Annotated in this window: 10 protein-coding genes; 7 read left to right on the top strand and 3 right to left on the bottom strand. The window is 67.1% G+C overall.

From position 1 onward, the window contains the following. The first annotated feature begins 24 nt into the window (after positions 1 to 24). On the top strand, positions 25 to 1467 hold the full coding sequence (locus QE363_RS07750; protein WP_309693959.1) for a GH1 family beta-glucosidase: 1443 nt from the start codon (positions 25 to 27) through the stop codon (positions 1465 to 1467). Positions 1468 to 1545: 78 nt separating this feature from the next. Here QE363_RS07750 and QE363_RS07745 read toward each other — a convergent pair whose 3' ends face one another. The 3 genes from QE363_RS07745 to QE363_RS07735 form a co-directional block, all read right to left on the bottom strand. Further along, the gene (locus QE363_RS07745; protein ID WP_309693957.1) at positions 1546 to 4455 is read right to left on the bottom strand and encodes a TonB-dependent receptor; all 2910 of its coding nucleotides are present in this window, start codon (positions 4453 to 4455) and stop codon (positions 1546 to 1548) included. Positions 4456 to 4726: 271 nt separating this feature from the next. Then, complete coding sequence (locus QE363_RS07740; RefSeq protein ID WP_309693954.1) at positions 4727 to 5767, bottom strand: glycoside hydrolase family 43 protein; 1041 nt, start codon at positions 5765 to 5767, stop codon at positions 4727 to 4729. 87 nt (positions 5768 to 5854) lie between these two features. Then, complete coding sequence (locus QE363_RS07735; protein ID WP_309693952.1) at positions 5855 to 6742, bottom strand: arabinan endo-1,5-alpha-L-arabinosidase; 888 nt, start codon at positions 6740 to 6742, stop codon at positions 5855 to 5857. Positions 6743 to 6974: 232 nt separating this feature from the next. Here QE363_RS07735 and QE363_RS07730 point away from each other — a divergent pair, with 232 nt between their 5' ends. The 6 genes from QE363_RS07730 to nirD all read left to right on the top strand — a co-directional run bounded on the left by QE363_RS07730 (position 6975) and on the right by nirD (position 14334). Continuing rightward, positions 6975 to 7556: an ANTAR domain-containing response regulator gene (locus QE363_RS07730; protein WP_307104166.1), complete on the top strand. Its 582-nt coding sequence runs from the start codon at positions 6975 to 6977 to the stop codon at positions 7554 to 7556. Then, complete coding sequence (locus tag QE363_RS07725) at positions 7553 to 8764, top strand: CmpA/NrtA family ABC transporter substrate-binding protein (protein ID WP_309693947.1); 1212 nt, start codon at positions 7553 to 7555, stop codon at positions 8762 to 8764. The genes QE363_RS07730 and QE363_RS07725 overlap by 4 nt, the downstream gene beginning before the upstream one ends. A gap of 272 nt (positions 8765 to 9036) precedes the next feature. Then, positions 9037 to 10284 (top strand): nitrate/nitrite transporter, encoded by a 1248-nt coding sequence (locus QE363_RS07720; RefSeq protein WP_309693944.1) that lies wholly within the window; start codon positions 9037 to 9039, stop codon positions 10282 to 10284. Beyond that, complete coding sequence (locus QE363_RS07715) at positions 10284 to 11510, top strand: alginate export family protein (protein WP_405053169.1); 1227 nt, start codon at positions 10284 to 10286, stop codon at positions 11508 to 11510. The genes QE363_RS07720 and QE363_RS07715 overlap by 1 nt, the downstream gene beginning before the upstream one ends. Then, positions 11510 to 13999 carry a nitrite reductase large subunit NirB gene (nirB, locus tag QE363_RS07710; RefSeq protein ID WP_309693942.1) on the top strand — a complete coding sequence of 830 codons (2490 nt, stop codon included), beginning with the start codon at positions 11510 to 11512 and terminating at the stop codon, positions 13997 to 13999. The genes QE363_RS07715 and nirB overlap by 1 nt, the downstream gene beginning before the upstream one ends. Beyond that, the gene (gene nirD / locus QE363_RS07705; protein WP_309693939.1) at positions 13996 to 14334 is read left to right on the top strand and encodes a nitrite reductase small subunit NirD; all 339 of its coding nucleotides are present in this window, start codon (positions 13996 to 13998) and stop codon (positions 14332 to 14334) included. Before nirB ends, nirD begins: the two co-directional genes overlap by 4 nt. Positions 14335 to 14380 lie beyond the last annotated feature (46 nt).

Here is a 14380-nt window from a genome sequence, read left to right as displayed (position 1 = left end):
GATTTCAGGACAAAAGGACATTCGATGGATCGTCGTGATTTCATGAAGACCGGCATGGCGATGGGCGGTGCCGCGCTCGCCACCGGCGGCGGCACGCTGGCCGCCGCACGCGCCGCCGCGCAGACCGCCGATCTGAGCTTTCCCAAGGACTTCCTCTGGGGCTGCGCCACCGCCGCCTATCAGATCGAGGGCGCGGTCAAGGAGGATGGGCGCGGGCTGACCAACTGGGACGTGTTCTCGCACACGCCGGGCAAGGTCGCCAATGGTGACACCGGCGACGTCGCCTGCGACAGCTATCACCGCTACAAGGACGATATCGCGCTGCTCAGCGATCTGGGCGTGAAGGCCTATCGCATGTCGATCGCCTGGTCGCGTATCTTCCCGGAGGGGCGCGGCAAGGTCAACCAGAAGGGCCTCGACTATTATAACCGCGTCATCGACGCGCTGCTGGCAGCGGGGATCCAGCCCAATGTCACCATGTTCCACTGGGACCTGCCCCAGGCGCTGCCCGGCGGCTGGCAGAATCGCGACACGGCCAAGGCGTTTGCCGATTATGCGGGCTTCATGGCGGGCAAGCTGTCCGACCGCGTCCACCGTTTCATGACGGTCAACGAGCTGCGCTGCTTCACCGATCTGGGCCATATGGTCGGAATCCACGCACCGGGCCTGAAGCTGCCCCCCGCACAGGTGAACCAGGTCCGCCATCACGGGGTCCTGGCGCACGGCCTGGGCGTGCAGGCGATCCGCGCCCATGCCAAGGCGGGGACCGAGGTCGGCATCGCCGACAATGCCAGCATCTTCGTCCCCGTCATCGAGACGCCCGAGCATATCGAGGCGACCAAGAAGGCGATGCGCGACGAGAATGCGATGTTCCTGACCGCCGTCATGGAAGGCCGCTATATCGACAGCTATCTCGCCTCAGCCGGGGCGGATGCGCCCAAGGTGCAGGCGGGCGACATGGCCGCGATCGGCAGCCCGCTCGATTTCGTCGCGCTCAACATCTACACGCCGACCTTCGTGAAGGCCGATGCGAGCGATCCGCGCGGCTACGTCCCCCTGCCCCATCTGCCCCAGTCGCCGCGCATGGCCTCGCCCTGGCTCTATGTCGGCCCCGAGGCCGCCTATTGGGGCGTCCGCGCGGCCAGCGAGCTGTGGAAGCCCAAGGCGATCTACATCTCGGAAAACGGCACTTCGGCCGATGACGTGCTGAACGGCTCCGGCACGGTCGATGACGGCGACCGGATCATGTATCTGCGCAACTATCTGGGCCAGTTCCGCCGCGCGGCGGCCGAGGGATTCCCGCTCAAGGGCTATTTCCTCTGGAGCCTGATGGACAATTTCGAATGGGCCGACGGCTATGGCAAGCGGTTCGGCATTCACTATGTCGACTTCGCCACCCAGAAGCGCACCCCCAAGCTGTCCGCGCGCTGGTACAAGGAACTGATCCGCCGCAACGCGCTGGTATGATCCTTCCCACATGACAAAAAACCCCGCCGATCGGCCGATCGGCGGGGTTTTCCATGCCTGTCCACCAGGGGGCGACCGTCAGAACCGGAAGCGGACACCTACGCCATAATAGCGGCCTTCGTCGCGAATATCGCGCGGATAGACCAGGCCGTCGCCATATTGCGCGTAATTGTTGAACGGCTGCGCCAGAAGATTGGCCGCGTCGACCGCGATCGTCACTTCCTTGGTGATGTTGTAGTTGAACGAGAAGTCGAGGCGCTGGATGCGAACCGTCCCTTCGCCATTATAGACGCCCTGCGCATTGACGAAGTTGCTGTTCAGATACGCATCGCGGTTGTTCCACGACAGGCGGGTCGACACGTCGCCCTTTTCATAGAAGAGCGCGACATTGTAGGTCCAGCGCGACAGGTTGGGGATCGGGACGAATGGCGGGGGCGTCGTGCCGCCGACATTGGCGAACACATTGGCCGGATATTGCTGTTCGCCTTGCAGATAGGTGGTGTTGGCTTGCACGCCAAAGCCGCTCCACAGGCCCGGCAGGAAGTCGAAGAAGGTCTGCCCCCCCAGTTCGAAGCCCTTGATACGTCCCTTGCCCGCATTTTCGGGCCGCCTGATCTCCAATAGGCCATAGACGGGGTCGATCGTGCGGTTCGTATAGTTGCTGATGAAGCCCTTCAGGTCGCGGTAGAAAACGGCCGCGGTAATCGAGGCGGTGGGCGAGAAATAATATTCGACCGTCGCATCGTAATTCTTCGAGGTCAGCGGCTGAAGCCCCGGATTGCCGCCATCGCCATAGGCATCGGGCCGCCCCTGAAGCCCCGGCGCGAAGCGGGTATCGGGCACGGGGTTGGGCACCGGCGTCGCGGTATTCTGGCTGATATAGATGGCCGGGTTCAGCTGGCTGAATTCGGGCTTGGTACGGGTGATCGTCCAGCCGAAACGCACCTGCAGCTTTTCCGTCGGGCGAATGCGCAGACTGATGTTCGGCAGGATGTCGACATAATTGGCCTTGGTGTTGCGCGGCTCGGCACGGGTGACGCCGTTGAAGGTCACGCTGGACACACCGCTATACCGCCCGACCGTGTTGACCACCCGCGTGCCGACCAGACCGTCGAAGCGGACCGATCCGATGTCGAACTCATATTTCGCCTGGCCGTAAAAGGCATAGGTCTTCTCGCGCGCCAGGAAGGTGGCCAGCGGATCGAGCTGCACCTCGGGCGAGGCAAAGCGGTTGAGCGCGTCGCGATAGCCCTGGTCGGTCGGATTGCCCGCGACGATCCGCTGCAACGCCTCGAAGGCATATTGGCGCAGCGCCGGGGCATTGCCCGCGATCCCGTCCCGCGTCGGCATCAGCCAGCTGGTAAAGCCCTGATTGCCCCGGAAGGCGTTCTGGGTCAGCGCCAGATCCCCGGTCGGCGTCTGGTTCAGCGGGATGGCCAGCCATTCCGTATAGGCATAGCGGTTGCCCCGGCGCAGCGAGGCGTCGCGGTCCGTCCACCGCACGCCCAACTGCAATTTCGGGATCAGCGACAGGTTCGTCTGGTAATCGAGATCGGCGCGCCACTGCCACCCCTTGCCCTGCACGCGATAGGTGCTCTCGAAATAACCGCGCCAGATATAGTTTTTGGGATCGGCCGGATCGAAACCGGGCAGGCTGAAGGACGAACCATTTTCGACGAAGAAGCGCACGTCCGCGGTCGGCGCGCGCGAAAAGGCGCTGTCGAAGCTCCATTCGTCGCTGCCATATTGCGACGTGGTATAGGCCAGGTCGGTCGACAGATGCGCGTCGCCGATATCCCATTTGGCGCCGCCCGCCACCTGATAGGTGTCGGTATAGGCCTTGGCGGTGCTGCGATAGGCTTCGGGCCGGACGCCGCCGGTCTTGGTCAGGCTGTCGACCTGAAGCGGCTGGCCTTCCCGCAGGACGACATTGCTCAGCGTCGGATTGCCGTCGACGAGCGGCACGCGCAGCCAGTCATTGCCGATCTCGCCGCGATAGCTCTGGTAGAGGAAGTCGTAATAGAGTTCCAGATTGTGCGCCGGACGCCACTGAACGCTGGCATTCATCGCCGGACGCCAGCGCTTGCCGCCGTCATTATAGACGCCGACCGCCGCCGGGATCGACCAGGCCCGCCCGACCGAGCTGGGGCTGATCGTCGTACCGTCGCTGGGCTTGGTGACGAAGCCATCGGCCCAGCGCACCGCGTTGCGATACTGGGCCTGGGTATAGGCGGCGTTGATGAGCCAGCCGATTTCGCCGATCGCGGTGTCCGCACGCTGGCTGATCTGCAGATTGCCCAGCGGGTCGAACTTCTTGCTCTGGTCGTTATAGGTTCCGCGCACGCCGCCCGCGATGGTCAGACCCTTTTCGAAGTCGAAGGGGCGACGCGACCGCACATTGATGAGGCCGGCCAGTCCCGGCTCGAGCAGATCGGCCGTGCCGGACTTATATACTTCCAGACCCGCCAGAGCCCCCGACGGAAAATCCTGGAGTGCGGCGCGGCGATTCTCGGCAGTGAAGATGTCGCGGCCGTTGAAGGTCGTCGCCACGTCGGGCAGGCCGCGGACCAGCACCTGGGTCACTTCGTCGCTGTACCGGCTGACCTGGATGCCGGTCACGCGCGCCAGCGATTCGGCCGCCGTATTGTCGGGCAACTTGCCGATGTCCTGCGCCACGATGGCGTCGAGGATCGCATCCGAGTTGCGCTTGATCGCCTGCGCGCTGCCCAGGCTGGCGCGATAGCCGGTGACGACGATGTCGCGGGGATCGGCCTGATCGTCCTCCAGGCCAGTAGTCGAGGCCTGGACCGGGCTGCGATTGGGGACTTCGGAAAGATCCTGCTCGATCCCGACGGCGGTCTGCGCCTCGACCGGGACGTTGGGATCGGTCGTCTGGGCCTTGGTCGCGGGCGCGGCGGTCTGCGCCTGGGCGGGCGCCGCCAGCAGCGCGATCGGTGCGACCGACAGCAGCAGAATGTGATGCTTCATAACCTCTCCCCTCATCGGACCCGAGTTTTCGGTGTCGCCTTCGGGAGCATTTGTCTGACTATCCTTCGCAATCGTCAAGCCGTGGATGAACGAATTATGAAAGACGATCTGGTCCGTTGATTTTTCGCAACACCAGGGCGCAAAGAGGGCAACGGCATGTTAGCGCGAACAATCGCTCATGCGATTGATCCGTCGCCGCAAGTTTGAGTCCGCCCGAGCGAAACCCCGAGAGGCGGAGCCTAGCCTGACTTGTCGGTCTTAATGACCCGAATCATACCAAGGTCGGGCCATTGGCCAGCGGCCGTCCGAAATCAGGCGTCCCATCGGCGCGATAGCCGAAACGCTGGACGCGGGTGTCGCGATTGGGGTCGTAGAGAGGATCGCCGCTGATCTTCTCATAATCGCGCGCGTGATAGACAAGCACATCGCCCCCCGCCCGGTCGACGGTGAAGCTGTTATGACCGGGACCGTAGATGTGGCGCGCGGCGTCGGTGCGGAACACCGGCTCGGGCGACTTGGTCCAGGCGGCGGGGTCCATCAGGTCGGCATCGTCGCGCGCGGTCAGCATGCCCATGCAATAGCGCGCATCGGTGGCGCTGGCCGAATAGGTCATGAAGACGCGGCCGTTGCGGATCAGCGGCGCAGGTCCCTCGGCCACCTTGAACCCTTGTATCTCCCAGGGCAGCGTCGGCACGGTCAGCCGGGTCGGCCGCGCCGCCAGCGTGGTCGGCGTCGCCATCGGCGCCAGATACAGGTTGGAATTGGTGTCGATCCCCGGCTCCTTCTGCGCCCAGGCCAGATAGCGGGTGCCGCGATGGACGAAGCTGGTCGAATCGAGCGTGAACGTATCCCACGGCGTCTCCAGCTGGCCGAGCACCGACCAGCGGCCGATCACCGGATCTGCTCCGTCGCATTGCAGGACATAGGTGCGGATATGGAACACGTCGCCGCCGTCACCCGCCGCGACATAGACATACCAGCGGCCGTCGATCCGATGGATTTCGGGCGCCCAGATATGCCCCGCCATCCGACCCGATGCGGGCCGCCGCCACAGCACCGTTTCGGGCGCGGTCGCCAGTCCGGCGATGGTCTTTGCCCGACGCAGCACCACCCGGTCATATTCGGGGACCGAGGCCATGAAGGTGTAGAGCCCATCGTCCTGAAGCGCGATCTGCGCATCGGCGCGCTGGCGGATCAGCGGATTGCGCACCCGCTCGCCCCCGGCGGCACCGGCCCGCGCCAGAAGCGGCGCGGCGGCCAGCGCGGCGCCTCCCGCGACCAGAGCGCGCCGGGTCATCTCGATCTGGGTCATGGGTTTTCCTTTCCGATGAAGGGCCAGCCCGCCGCGTCCCAGCGCAACCGGGCGATGCGCAGCGTAGGGGCTCCCCCCGCCGCCGCGTCATAGGCATGATGGATCAGATAGTCGCGGCCGCCGCGATCGTGCAGGACACCGGCATGGCCCGGCCCGCGAAACCGGTCGCGCCCCGCCGCATCCGCCTGCAACAGCACCGTCCCGCCGCCATCCAGCATCGCGCGCCCCGCACGGTCGACATAGGGCCCCCTCGATCACGCGCGACCGCCCGACGGCCAGATGATAGCTGCTCTTCACGCCGCGACAGCATAGGTCGAACGAGACGATCAGCCAGTACCAGCCGCCATGATCGACGATGAACGGCGCCTCGATCGCATTCGCGCCGCCCGCCCCCTCGCCCGGTCCACGTCGTGCGATGGGTTTCGGGACCGCGCCGGGCATGGCCTTGCCGGTGTGCGGGTCGATCCGGATCAGCTGGATGCCGCCCCAGAAGCTGCCAAAGGCCAGCCACTCGCCCCCCTGCCGGTCGCGGGCGAAGGCGGGATCGATCGCGTTATAGGCGTCGCCCGCCTTCGACGCGACGACCGACCCCTCGTCGCGCCAGCTATAGGCCGGGCTCGCCGGATCGAGCGTGGCAGAGGTCGCCAGCCCGATCACCGATTGCTGCTGGCCGAAACGCGACACCGAGTAATAAAGCCGATAGCGCCCCCCGACCCGCGCAATGTCGGGCGCCCACATCTCGCGCGCGCCGGGCACCGCCGCCAGCGCCCAGTCGGGGATGGCGGCCAATGGCGATGGCAGTGCGGTCCAGTGCCGCAAATCGCGGGACCGCCGCGCGACCAGCGGCACCCGGCCCCGCTGCCCGGTCGAATAGCTATGATAATCCAAGCCTTCGCGGATCAGGACCGGATCATGGGCGGGCACCACATCGCCCGACAGGGCCATGTGCTGTGCGGCAACGGGATCGATGGGCATCGAAAGCAGGGCCATGCCCAGCAGCGCAGGACGCAAGGCGCACAGGCTCCGGAATCGGCGCGGCTGGCGCATGATGCTTGGCGTCCTCCCTATGATAAAGCCATGATTTTGTCCGGCTATTGATGACAGCGATATAGTCCGACATATGCGATGGCAAGCGGCTTTCGCCCGTAGCCGCGGGATCGCGTCTGCCCCTCTTGTCGCAAGCCCGGCGACGCGGCACTAAGCCGCCATGCGGATCGCGATTATCGATACCAGCAGCACGCGCGCGGCGATCATCTCGGACGGGCTGCGCGAGGCTGGGCTGACCGATCTGGTGGTGATCGACCCCGGCGGGCCGCTGGCCGCGCAGGTCGAACGCGCCGCGCCCGAGGTGGTCCTGATCAACCTGGAAAATCCCAGCCGCGACGTGCTGGAGGATTTCTTCGCCATGTCGCGCGCGCTCGACCGGCCGATCGCGATGTTCGTCGACCAGTCGGAGCCCGAGGCGACGATGGCGGCGGTCGATGCGGGCGTGTCCGCCTATGTCGTCGACGGCCTGGCCAAGCAACGGATCAAGCCGATCCTCGACTTGGCCGTCCGCCGCTTCCAGGCCTTTTCCCGGCTCCAGACCGAATTGGCCGAGGCGCGGACCGCGCTGGCCGACCGGCAGGTGATCGACCGGGCCAAGGCGATCCTGATGCGGCGGCGCGGGCTGGACGAACCCGCCGCCTATGCCTTGCTGCGCAGCCATGCCATGACCACCAACCGCCGCATCGCCGACGTGGCCGAGGCGATCGTGACCAGCGAGCAGTTGATGGGAGACCTGCCATGACCGCCGAGACGTTCCGTATCGGCTTTCTGCCGCTGGTCGATGCCGCCCTGCCCATCCTGGCGCGCGAACTGGGCTTTGCCGAGGCCGAGGCGGTCGAGATCGAACTGGTCCGCGACGTGACCTGGGCGGCGGTGCGCGACCGATTGCTCTATGGCCATACCGACGCCGCGCATCTGGTCGCGCCGCTCGCCATCTCCACCGCCTTGGGGCGCGACCGTCCGGCGGTGCCGATGGCGGTGCCCTTCGCGCTGGGCCTGAACGGCAATGCGATCACCTTTTCGACCGCGCTGGGCGAGGCGGTGGGCCTGGGCGAGACTCTGGGCGATCCGGTGGCGATCGGCGCGGCGCTGAAGGGCGTGGCCGAACAGCGCCGGGATGCGGGCAGGCCGCTTCGCTTCGGCGTGGTGCATCGCTATTCCAGCCATAATTACATGCTGCGCTACTGGCTGGCGGGGGTCAGCATCCGGCCCGACGCCGATGTCGAGATCCTGGTCACCAGCCCGCCCTTCGCCGCCGACGCGCTGGCCGCCGGAGAGGTGGACGGCATCTGTGTCGGCGAGCCGTGGAACTCGATCGCGGTCGATCGCGGCGTGGGCCGGATCGCCCTCGCCACCGCGCAGATCTGGCGACGCGGGGTGGAGAAGGTGCTGGCGCTGCGCGGCGACCGGGCGGAGGAGCGCCGCGACGGCGTTCTCCGGCTGATCCGCGCGCTCCACGCGGCGGCCGCGCATTTCGTCGATCCCGAGACGGTCGAACAGAGCGCGACGATCCTGTCGCGCCGCGAATATCTGGACGCGCCGGTCGATGCGGTCCTGCGGGCGATCACCGACCGCATCCGCGTCGTGCCCGGCGGCGAGCCGGTCCATTATCCCGACTTCATGTTCCAGTATCGCGAGGCGGCGAACTTCCCGTGGCGCAGCCAGGCGGCCTGGCTCTACGCCCAGATGGTGCGGTGGGAGGGGCTGCCCTTCTCCGCGCAGGATGCCGCGACCGCGCAGGGCGTGTTCCGCTCCGATCTCTACCGCGCCGCGCTGGCCGGATCAGGCGCGCCGCTGCCCGGCGCCAGCTCCAAGCTGGAGGGCGCGCTGGTCGAGCCGATCGGCGCGGGCTCGACGCAGGGACGGCTGGTGCTGGGCAGCGACCGCTTCTTCGACGGCCGCGCCTTCGATCCGGATGACATTCCGGGGTATCTGGCGGGATTGCCCTGACGCCCCTTCCCGGCGCGAGGGAGGATCGATTGCTGCGATTGCGAAAGGGACTTGCGCCGGGACCGCGAATCAGGCAATTTTCCATTCGCCCGGCAATGGCGTCGGGCACGAGATAGCAGCGAATGCCGCTCCAACGACGGGGTAGCACGCTGGCGGAAGCGGGCTGAGGCGCGCGTTCCGCTTGGAGGCAACGAAGCCGCCAGGATGTGACCCACGGGTCCACGTCCTGGCGGCTTTTTCCGTTTGGGCCCGGATCAGGGGGAGAAAGCACGATGGCGACGGCATTCTGGGACGACAGCAAGACAGGAAAGGCAGCGGATGACGGCGGCTTCTGGTCAAGCGGACATACGCCGACCCTGATCGCGGCCTTTCTGTATTTCGATCTGGCCTTCATGGTCTGGGTGCTGCTCGGGCCGCTCGCGCCGCAGATTTCGGCCACCCTCGCCCTCACCCCGGCGCAAAAGGGCGTGATGGTCGCGGTGCCGACGCTGGCGGGCGCGATCCTGCGCGTGGTCAACGGCCTGCTGGTCGACCGGATCGGGCCGAAGCGCGCAGGCGCGATCAGCCAGATCATCGTGATCGCCGGCCTGTTCTCCGCCTGGGCGCTGGGCGTCAGCAGCTTCGGCGGCACGCTGGCGCTGGGCGTCATCCTGGGCTTTGCGGGCGCCAGCTTCGCGATCGCCCTGCCGCTCGCCAGCCGCTGGTATCCGCCCGAGCATCAGGGCAAGGCCATGGGCCTGGCGGGCATGGGCAATTCGGGTACGGTGCTCGCCGCGCTGTTCGCCCCGGCGCTCGCCAAGCTGTTCGGCTGGAACGCGGTGCTGGGTCTGGCCTGCATTCCGCTGGGCATCGTCTTCCTGGTCTATATGGTGATGGCCAAGGACGCGCCCGGCGCGCCGCCGCCGCGCCGGTTCGTCGAATATCTGGCGCCGCTGCGTCAGGCCGATGCCTGGTGGCTGATGGGCTTCTACGCCGTCACCTTTGGCGGGTTCGTCGGGCTCGCCGCCAGCCTGCCCATCTATTTCACCGATCGCTTCGGCCTGACCCCGGTGCAGGCGGGCTATGCCACCGCCGCCTGCGTCTTTGCGGGCTCGCTGGTGCGGCCGATGGGCGGGGCGCTGGCCGATGCGATCGGCGGCGTGAAGGCGCTGATGGCGGTGTTCGCCGCCGCCGCCGTGACGCTGACGGGCGTGGCGATGGTCGACGGGTTTGCGGCCTCGCTGGCGCTGTTCGTCCTGTCGATGCTGGCGCTCGGCGTCGGCAACGGCTCGGTGTTCCAGCTCGTGCCGCAGCGCTTCTCGGCCGAGATCGGCGTGATGACCGGTCTGGTCGGCATGGCGGGCGGCATTGGCGGCTTCTACCTCGCCTCCTCGCTGGGTCTGGCCAAGCAATGGACCGGCAGCTTTTCCGGCGGCTTCCTGATCTTCGCCGCGCTGGCGCTGGTCGCGCTGACCGGGCTGCTGACGGTCAAGGGCCGGTGGCGCCGGACCTGGGGCGCGGCCGAAGGCGTGCGGATCTGATGACGATGCGCAGCCCCGCCCTCTTCCTCCTGTCGGCCTCCGCCCTGATCGCGGCCCCGGCCGCCGCGCAGACGGTGACGCTGAAGCCGCTCGTCGATGCCCGGCTGCGCTGGGAGCAGGTGGACCAGGACGGCCTGCCCCGGACCTCGGATGCGGTCACCGCCCGCATCCGCACCGGGGTGGCCGCCACCTCGGGCCGCTGGTCGGCCCTGGCGGAGGCGCAGGGCAATCTGGCCATCGTGCCCGACTATTTCGACGGCGTGCACCCCGATGCCAGCCGCCCGCTGATCGGCGATCCGCAGAGCATCGGCCTGTACCGCGCCCAGGTGCAGTACAAGTCGGCCCCGCTGACCCTGACCGTCGGGCGGCAGCGCATCACGCTGGACGACGAGCGTTTCGTCGGCCAGGCCGCGATCCGCAACAACGGCCAGACCTTCGACGCGGTGCGCGCCGAGATCGTGCCGGTGAAGGGTGTGAAGGCGGATGTCAGCTATGTCTGGGGCGTCCGCACCGTCTGGGGCATCGACGGGACCGGCGTGCGGCCCCGCTCGGTCGGCGGCAACACCGTCCTCGCCAATCTGGGCTGGGCCTCGCCGATCGGTACGCTGACCGGCTTTGCCTATCTGATCGACGAGGATGAGGCGGCGGTGCAGGGCTTTCGCCTGTCCAGCCAGACCTATGGCACGCGCCTTTCGGGCATGCGGCCGATCGGCAAGGCCAAGCTGTCCTATCAGACGAGCTGGGCGCGCCAGTCGGACTATCACCGCAATCCCAACCGCTATGCGGCCGATTACTGGCTGGCCGATCTCGCGCTGGACCTGAACGGCCCGCGTCTGGGCGGCGGTTACGAAGTGCTGGGCGCGGATAAGGGACCGTTGGGGGGCCAGGCACTGACCAGCTTCCAGACGCCCTTGTCCTCGATCTTCAAGTTCCAGGGCTGGGCCGACAAGTTCACCACCACCCCGCCCGACGGCATCCGCGACCTCTATGCCAGCACCGGCTGGGGCTGGAAGCAGGTCGGTGCGGTCAAGGCGGTCAGCCTGTCCGCCGTCTGGCACCGTTTCGAGAGCGACCGCCTGGTCCGCCATTACGGCAATGAGATCGACCTGCTGGCGCAAGGCAAGGTCGGCCGCACCACCGCCTCGCTGCGCTACGCCGATTACCAGGCGGATCGCTTCGGCACGGACACCAAGAAATTCTGGCTCCAACTGGACTGGACCATCTGATGGAACACACCCCCGTCGTCGCGGCGACCGATACCCGCGAGCACCTTATCGTCATTGGCAACGGCATGGCCGGATGCCGTGCGGTCGAGGAATTGCTGGCACGCGATCCCAACCGCTACCGCATCACCATCTTCGGTGCCGAGCCGCTGGTGAATTACAACCGGATCATGCTGTCGCCCGTGCTGGCGGGGGAAAAGACGTTCGACGAGATCGTCATCAACGGGCTCGACTGGTATGCCGATAACGGCATCACTCTGGTCAGCGGCGATCCTGTCACCGCGATCGATCGCGAGGGCCGGACCGTCACCGCGAAGAGCGGCATGGTGCTGGACTATGACCGGCTGCTGATCGCGACCGGCTCCGACCCGTTCATCATCCCGGTGCCCGGCCACGACCTGCCCGGCGTCATCAGCTTCCGCGACATGAAGGATGTCGAGCATATGCTGGCCGCCGCCGAACGGGGCGGCAGCGCGGTGGTGATCGGCGGTGGCCTGCTCGGTCTGGAGGCCGCGCATGGCCTGTCGCTTCGGGGCATGAAAGTCACCGTCCTCCACCTGATGCCAACGCTGATGGAGCGGCAGCTGGACGAGGCGGCGGGCTGGCTGCTGAAACAGGCGCTGGAGGCGCGCGGCCAGACCGTGCTGACCGGCGCCGACACCGCCGAGATCGTCGGCAACGGCAAGGTCGAGGCGATCCGCCTGAAGGACGGGCGCGAAATCCCCGCTGACCTGGTCGTGATGGCGGTCGGCATCCGCCCCTCGGTCGCGCTCGCCCGCGCGGCGGGTCTTGAGGTCGGGCGCGGGATCAAGGTGGACGACCATATGGTCACCTCCGATCCGCGCATCCTGGCGGTCGGCGAGTGTGTCGAGCATGACGGACAGGTTTACGGCCTGGTCGCACCGCTCTGGGACATGTGCCGCAGCCTGGCCGATGCGCTGACCGGCGCGCCCTCGGGCTATCGCCCCACCGCGACGGCGACCAAGCTGAAGGTCGCCGGGCTCGACGTCTTTTCGGCGGGCGATTTCGGCGGCGGCGACGGGGCGGAGGACATCGTCCTGCGCGACGCGGCGCGTGGCATCTACAAGCGGGTGGTGGTCAAGGACGACCGGATCGTCGGCGCGGTGCTGTACGGCGACACCGCCGACGGCAACTGGTATTTCGACCTGCTCAAGAAGGGCGAGAGCGTCGGCGACATTCGCGACGCGCTGATCTTCGGACAGGCCTTTGCCCAGGGGGGCGCCTCCGCGGACCCTAAGGCGGCCGTTGCGGCGCTTTCCGACGATGCGGAAATCTGCGGCTGCAACGGCGTGACCAAGGGCAAGGTCTTCGCCTGCATCGACGGTGGCGCGCACAGCCTGGATGCGGTCCGCTCGGGCTGCAAGGCGTCGGCGAGCTGCGGCTCGTGCACCGGCATCGTCGAGAGCCTGTTGGCGATCCGCCTGGGCGGCGAGGTCGAGGCGGGGCCGAAGACGATGTGCAAATGCACCAGCTTCGGTCACGACGATGTCCGCCGCGAAATCGTCGCGCAGAATATGCGCTCGATCCCCGAGGTGATGCAGAAGCTGCACTGGTCGACCCCCGATGGCTGTTCGTCGTGCCGCCCCGCGCTCAACTATTATCTGCTCTGCGCGCTGCCCGGCGAATATGTCGATGATCAGCAGAGCCGCTTCGTCAACGAGCGGATGCACGCCAACATCCAGAAGGACGGCACCTATTCGGTCGTGCCGCGCATGTGGGGCGGCATCACCAGCCCCAAGGAGCTGCGCGCGATCGCCGATGTGGTCGAGAAGTTCAACGCGCCGATGGTCAAGGTGACGGGCGGCCAGCGGCTCGACATCTTCGGCATCAAGAAGGAGGATCTGCCCGCCGTCTGGGCCGATTTGAACGCGGCGGGGATGGTGTCGGGCCATGCCTACGGCAAGTCGCTCCGTACCGTGAAGACCTGTGTCGGCTCCGAATGGTGCCGCTTCGGCACGCAGGATTCGACCGGCCTCGGCGTCAAGCTGGAGCGGGCGACCTGGGGCTCGTGGATGCCGCACAAGTTCAAGATCGCGGTGTCGGGCTGTCCGCGCAACTGTGCCGAGGCGACGATCAAGGATTTCGGCGTGGTCTGCGTCGACAGCGGTTACGAGCTGCACGTCGGCGGCAATGGCGGGATCAAGGTCCGCGCCACCGACCTGCTCTGCAAGGTGGCGACCGAGGCGGAGGCGATGGAGATGTGCGCGGCCTTCATCCAGCTCTATCGCGAGGAGGCGCGCTATCTGGAGCGCACCGCGCCGTGGATCGAGCGGGTCGGGCTGGCCTATATCCAGTCGCGCCTGCTGCCCGACGAGGAGGCGCGGGCCGAACTCGCCCGCCGCTTCTTCTTCTCGCAGAGCTTCTCGCAAGACGATCCCTGGGCGGCGCGGGTCGCCGGGGCCGAACGCGAGATCCATGCGCCGATGGCGCGCTTTCAGCCCGCCAGGGAAATGATGGGAGAAATGGCATGATGGGCGAGTGGCTGGATATCGGCTGGGTCGAGGAAATCCCCCTGCGCGGCAGCCGCACGGTGCAGGTCGAGGGTGGCGATGACATCGCCGTCTTCCGCACCGGCGAGAACAGCGTCTTCGCGCTGCTCGACCGTTGCCCGCACAAGCATGGGCGGCTGAGCCAGGGCATCGTCCATGGCGGCGCGGTGGCGTGCCCGCTGCACAATTGGCGGATCAGCCTGACGACCGGCGAGGCGCTGGGCGAGGACAAGGGCTGCACGCCGACCGTGCCGGTGAAGATCAGCGGCGGCCGCGTGCTGATCTGCCGCGCTTCCACCCTGAAGGCGGCGGCGTGAGCAGCATCCACCTCCCTCTCCCCCTCGGGGAGAGGGTCGGGGTGAG

Source organism: Sphingomonas sp. SORGH_AS_0870, from assembly GCF_031453175.1.
Classification (GTDB): Bacteria; Pseudomonadota; Alphaproteobacteria; order Sphingomonadales; family Sphingomonadaceae; genus Sphingomonas.
This window is presented reverse-complemented; position numbering and strand designations above follow the sequence as displayed.

What these genes read in the sequence shown, in the direction of transcription:
- QE363_RS07715 (WP_405053169.1), top strand. Translation starts at nt 10,284, where the DNA reads ATGACGATGCGCAGCCCCGCCCTCTTCCTCCTGTCGGCCTCCGCCCTG.
- nirB (WP_309693942.1), top strand. Translation starts at nt 11,510, where the DNA reads ATGGAACACACCCCCGTCGTCGCGGCGACCGATACCCGCGAGCACCTT.
- QE363_RS07730 (WP_307104166.1), top strand. Translation starts at nt 6,975, where the DNA reads ATGCGGATCGCGATTATCGATACCAGCAGCACGCGCGCGGCGATCATC.
- QE363_RS07745 (WP_309693957.1), bottom strand. Translation starts at nt 4,455, where the DNA reads ATGAAGCATCACATTCTGCTGCTGTCGGTCGCACCGATCGCGCTGCTG.
- QE363_RS07740 (WP_309693954.1), bottom strand. Translation starts at nt 5,767, where the DNA reads ATGACCCAGATCGAGATGACCCGGCGCGCTCTGGTCGCGGGAGGCGCC.
- QE363_RS07750 (WP_309693959.1), top strand. Translation starts at nt 25, where the DNA reads ATGGATCGTCGTGATTTCATGAAGACCGGCATGGCGATGGGCGGTGCC.
- QE363_RS07720 (WP_309693944.1), top strand. Translation starts at nt 9,037, where the DNA reads ATGGCGACGGCATTCTGGGACGACAGCAAGACAGGAAAGGCAGCGGAT.
- QE363_RS07735 (WP_309693952.1), bottom strand. Translation starts at nt 6,742, where the DNA reads ATGCCCATCGATCCCGTTGCCGCACAGCACATGGCCCTGTCGGGCGAT.
- QE363_RS07725 (WP_309693947.1), top strand. Translation starts at nt 7,553, where the DNA reads ATGACCGCCGAGACGTTCCGTATCGGCTTTCTGCCGCTGGTCGATGCC.
- nirD (WP_309693939.1), top strand. Translation starts at nt 13,996, where the DNA reads ATGATGGGCGAGTGGCTGGATATCGGCTGGGTCGAGGAAATCCCCCTG.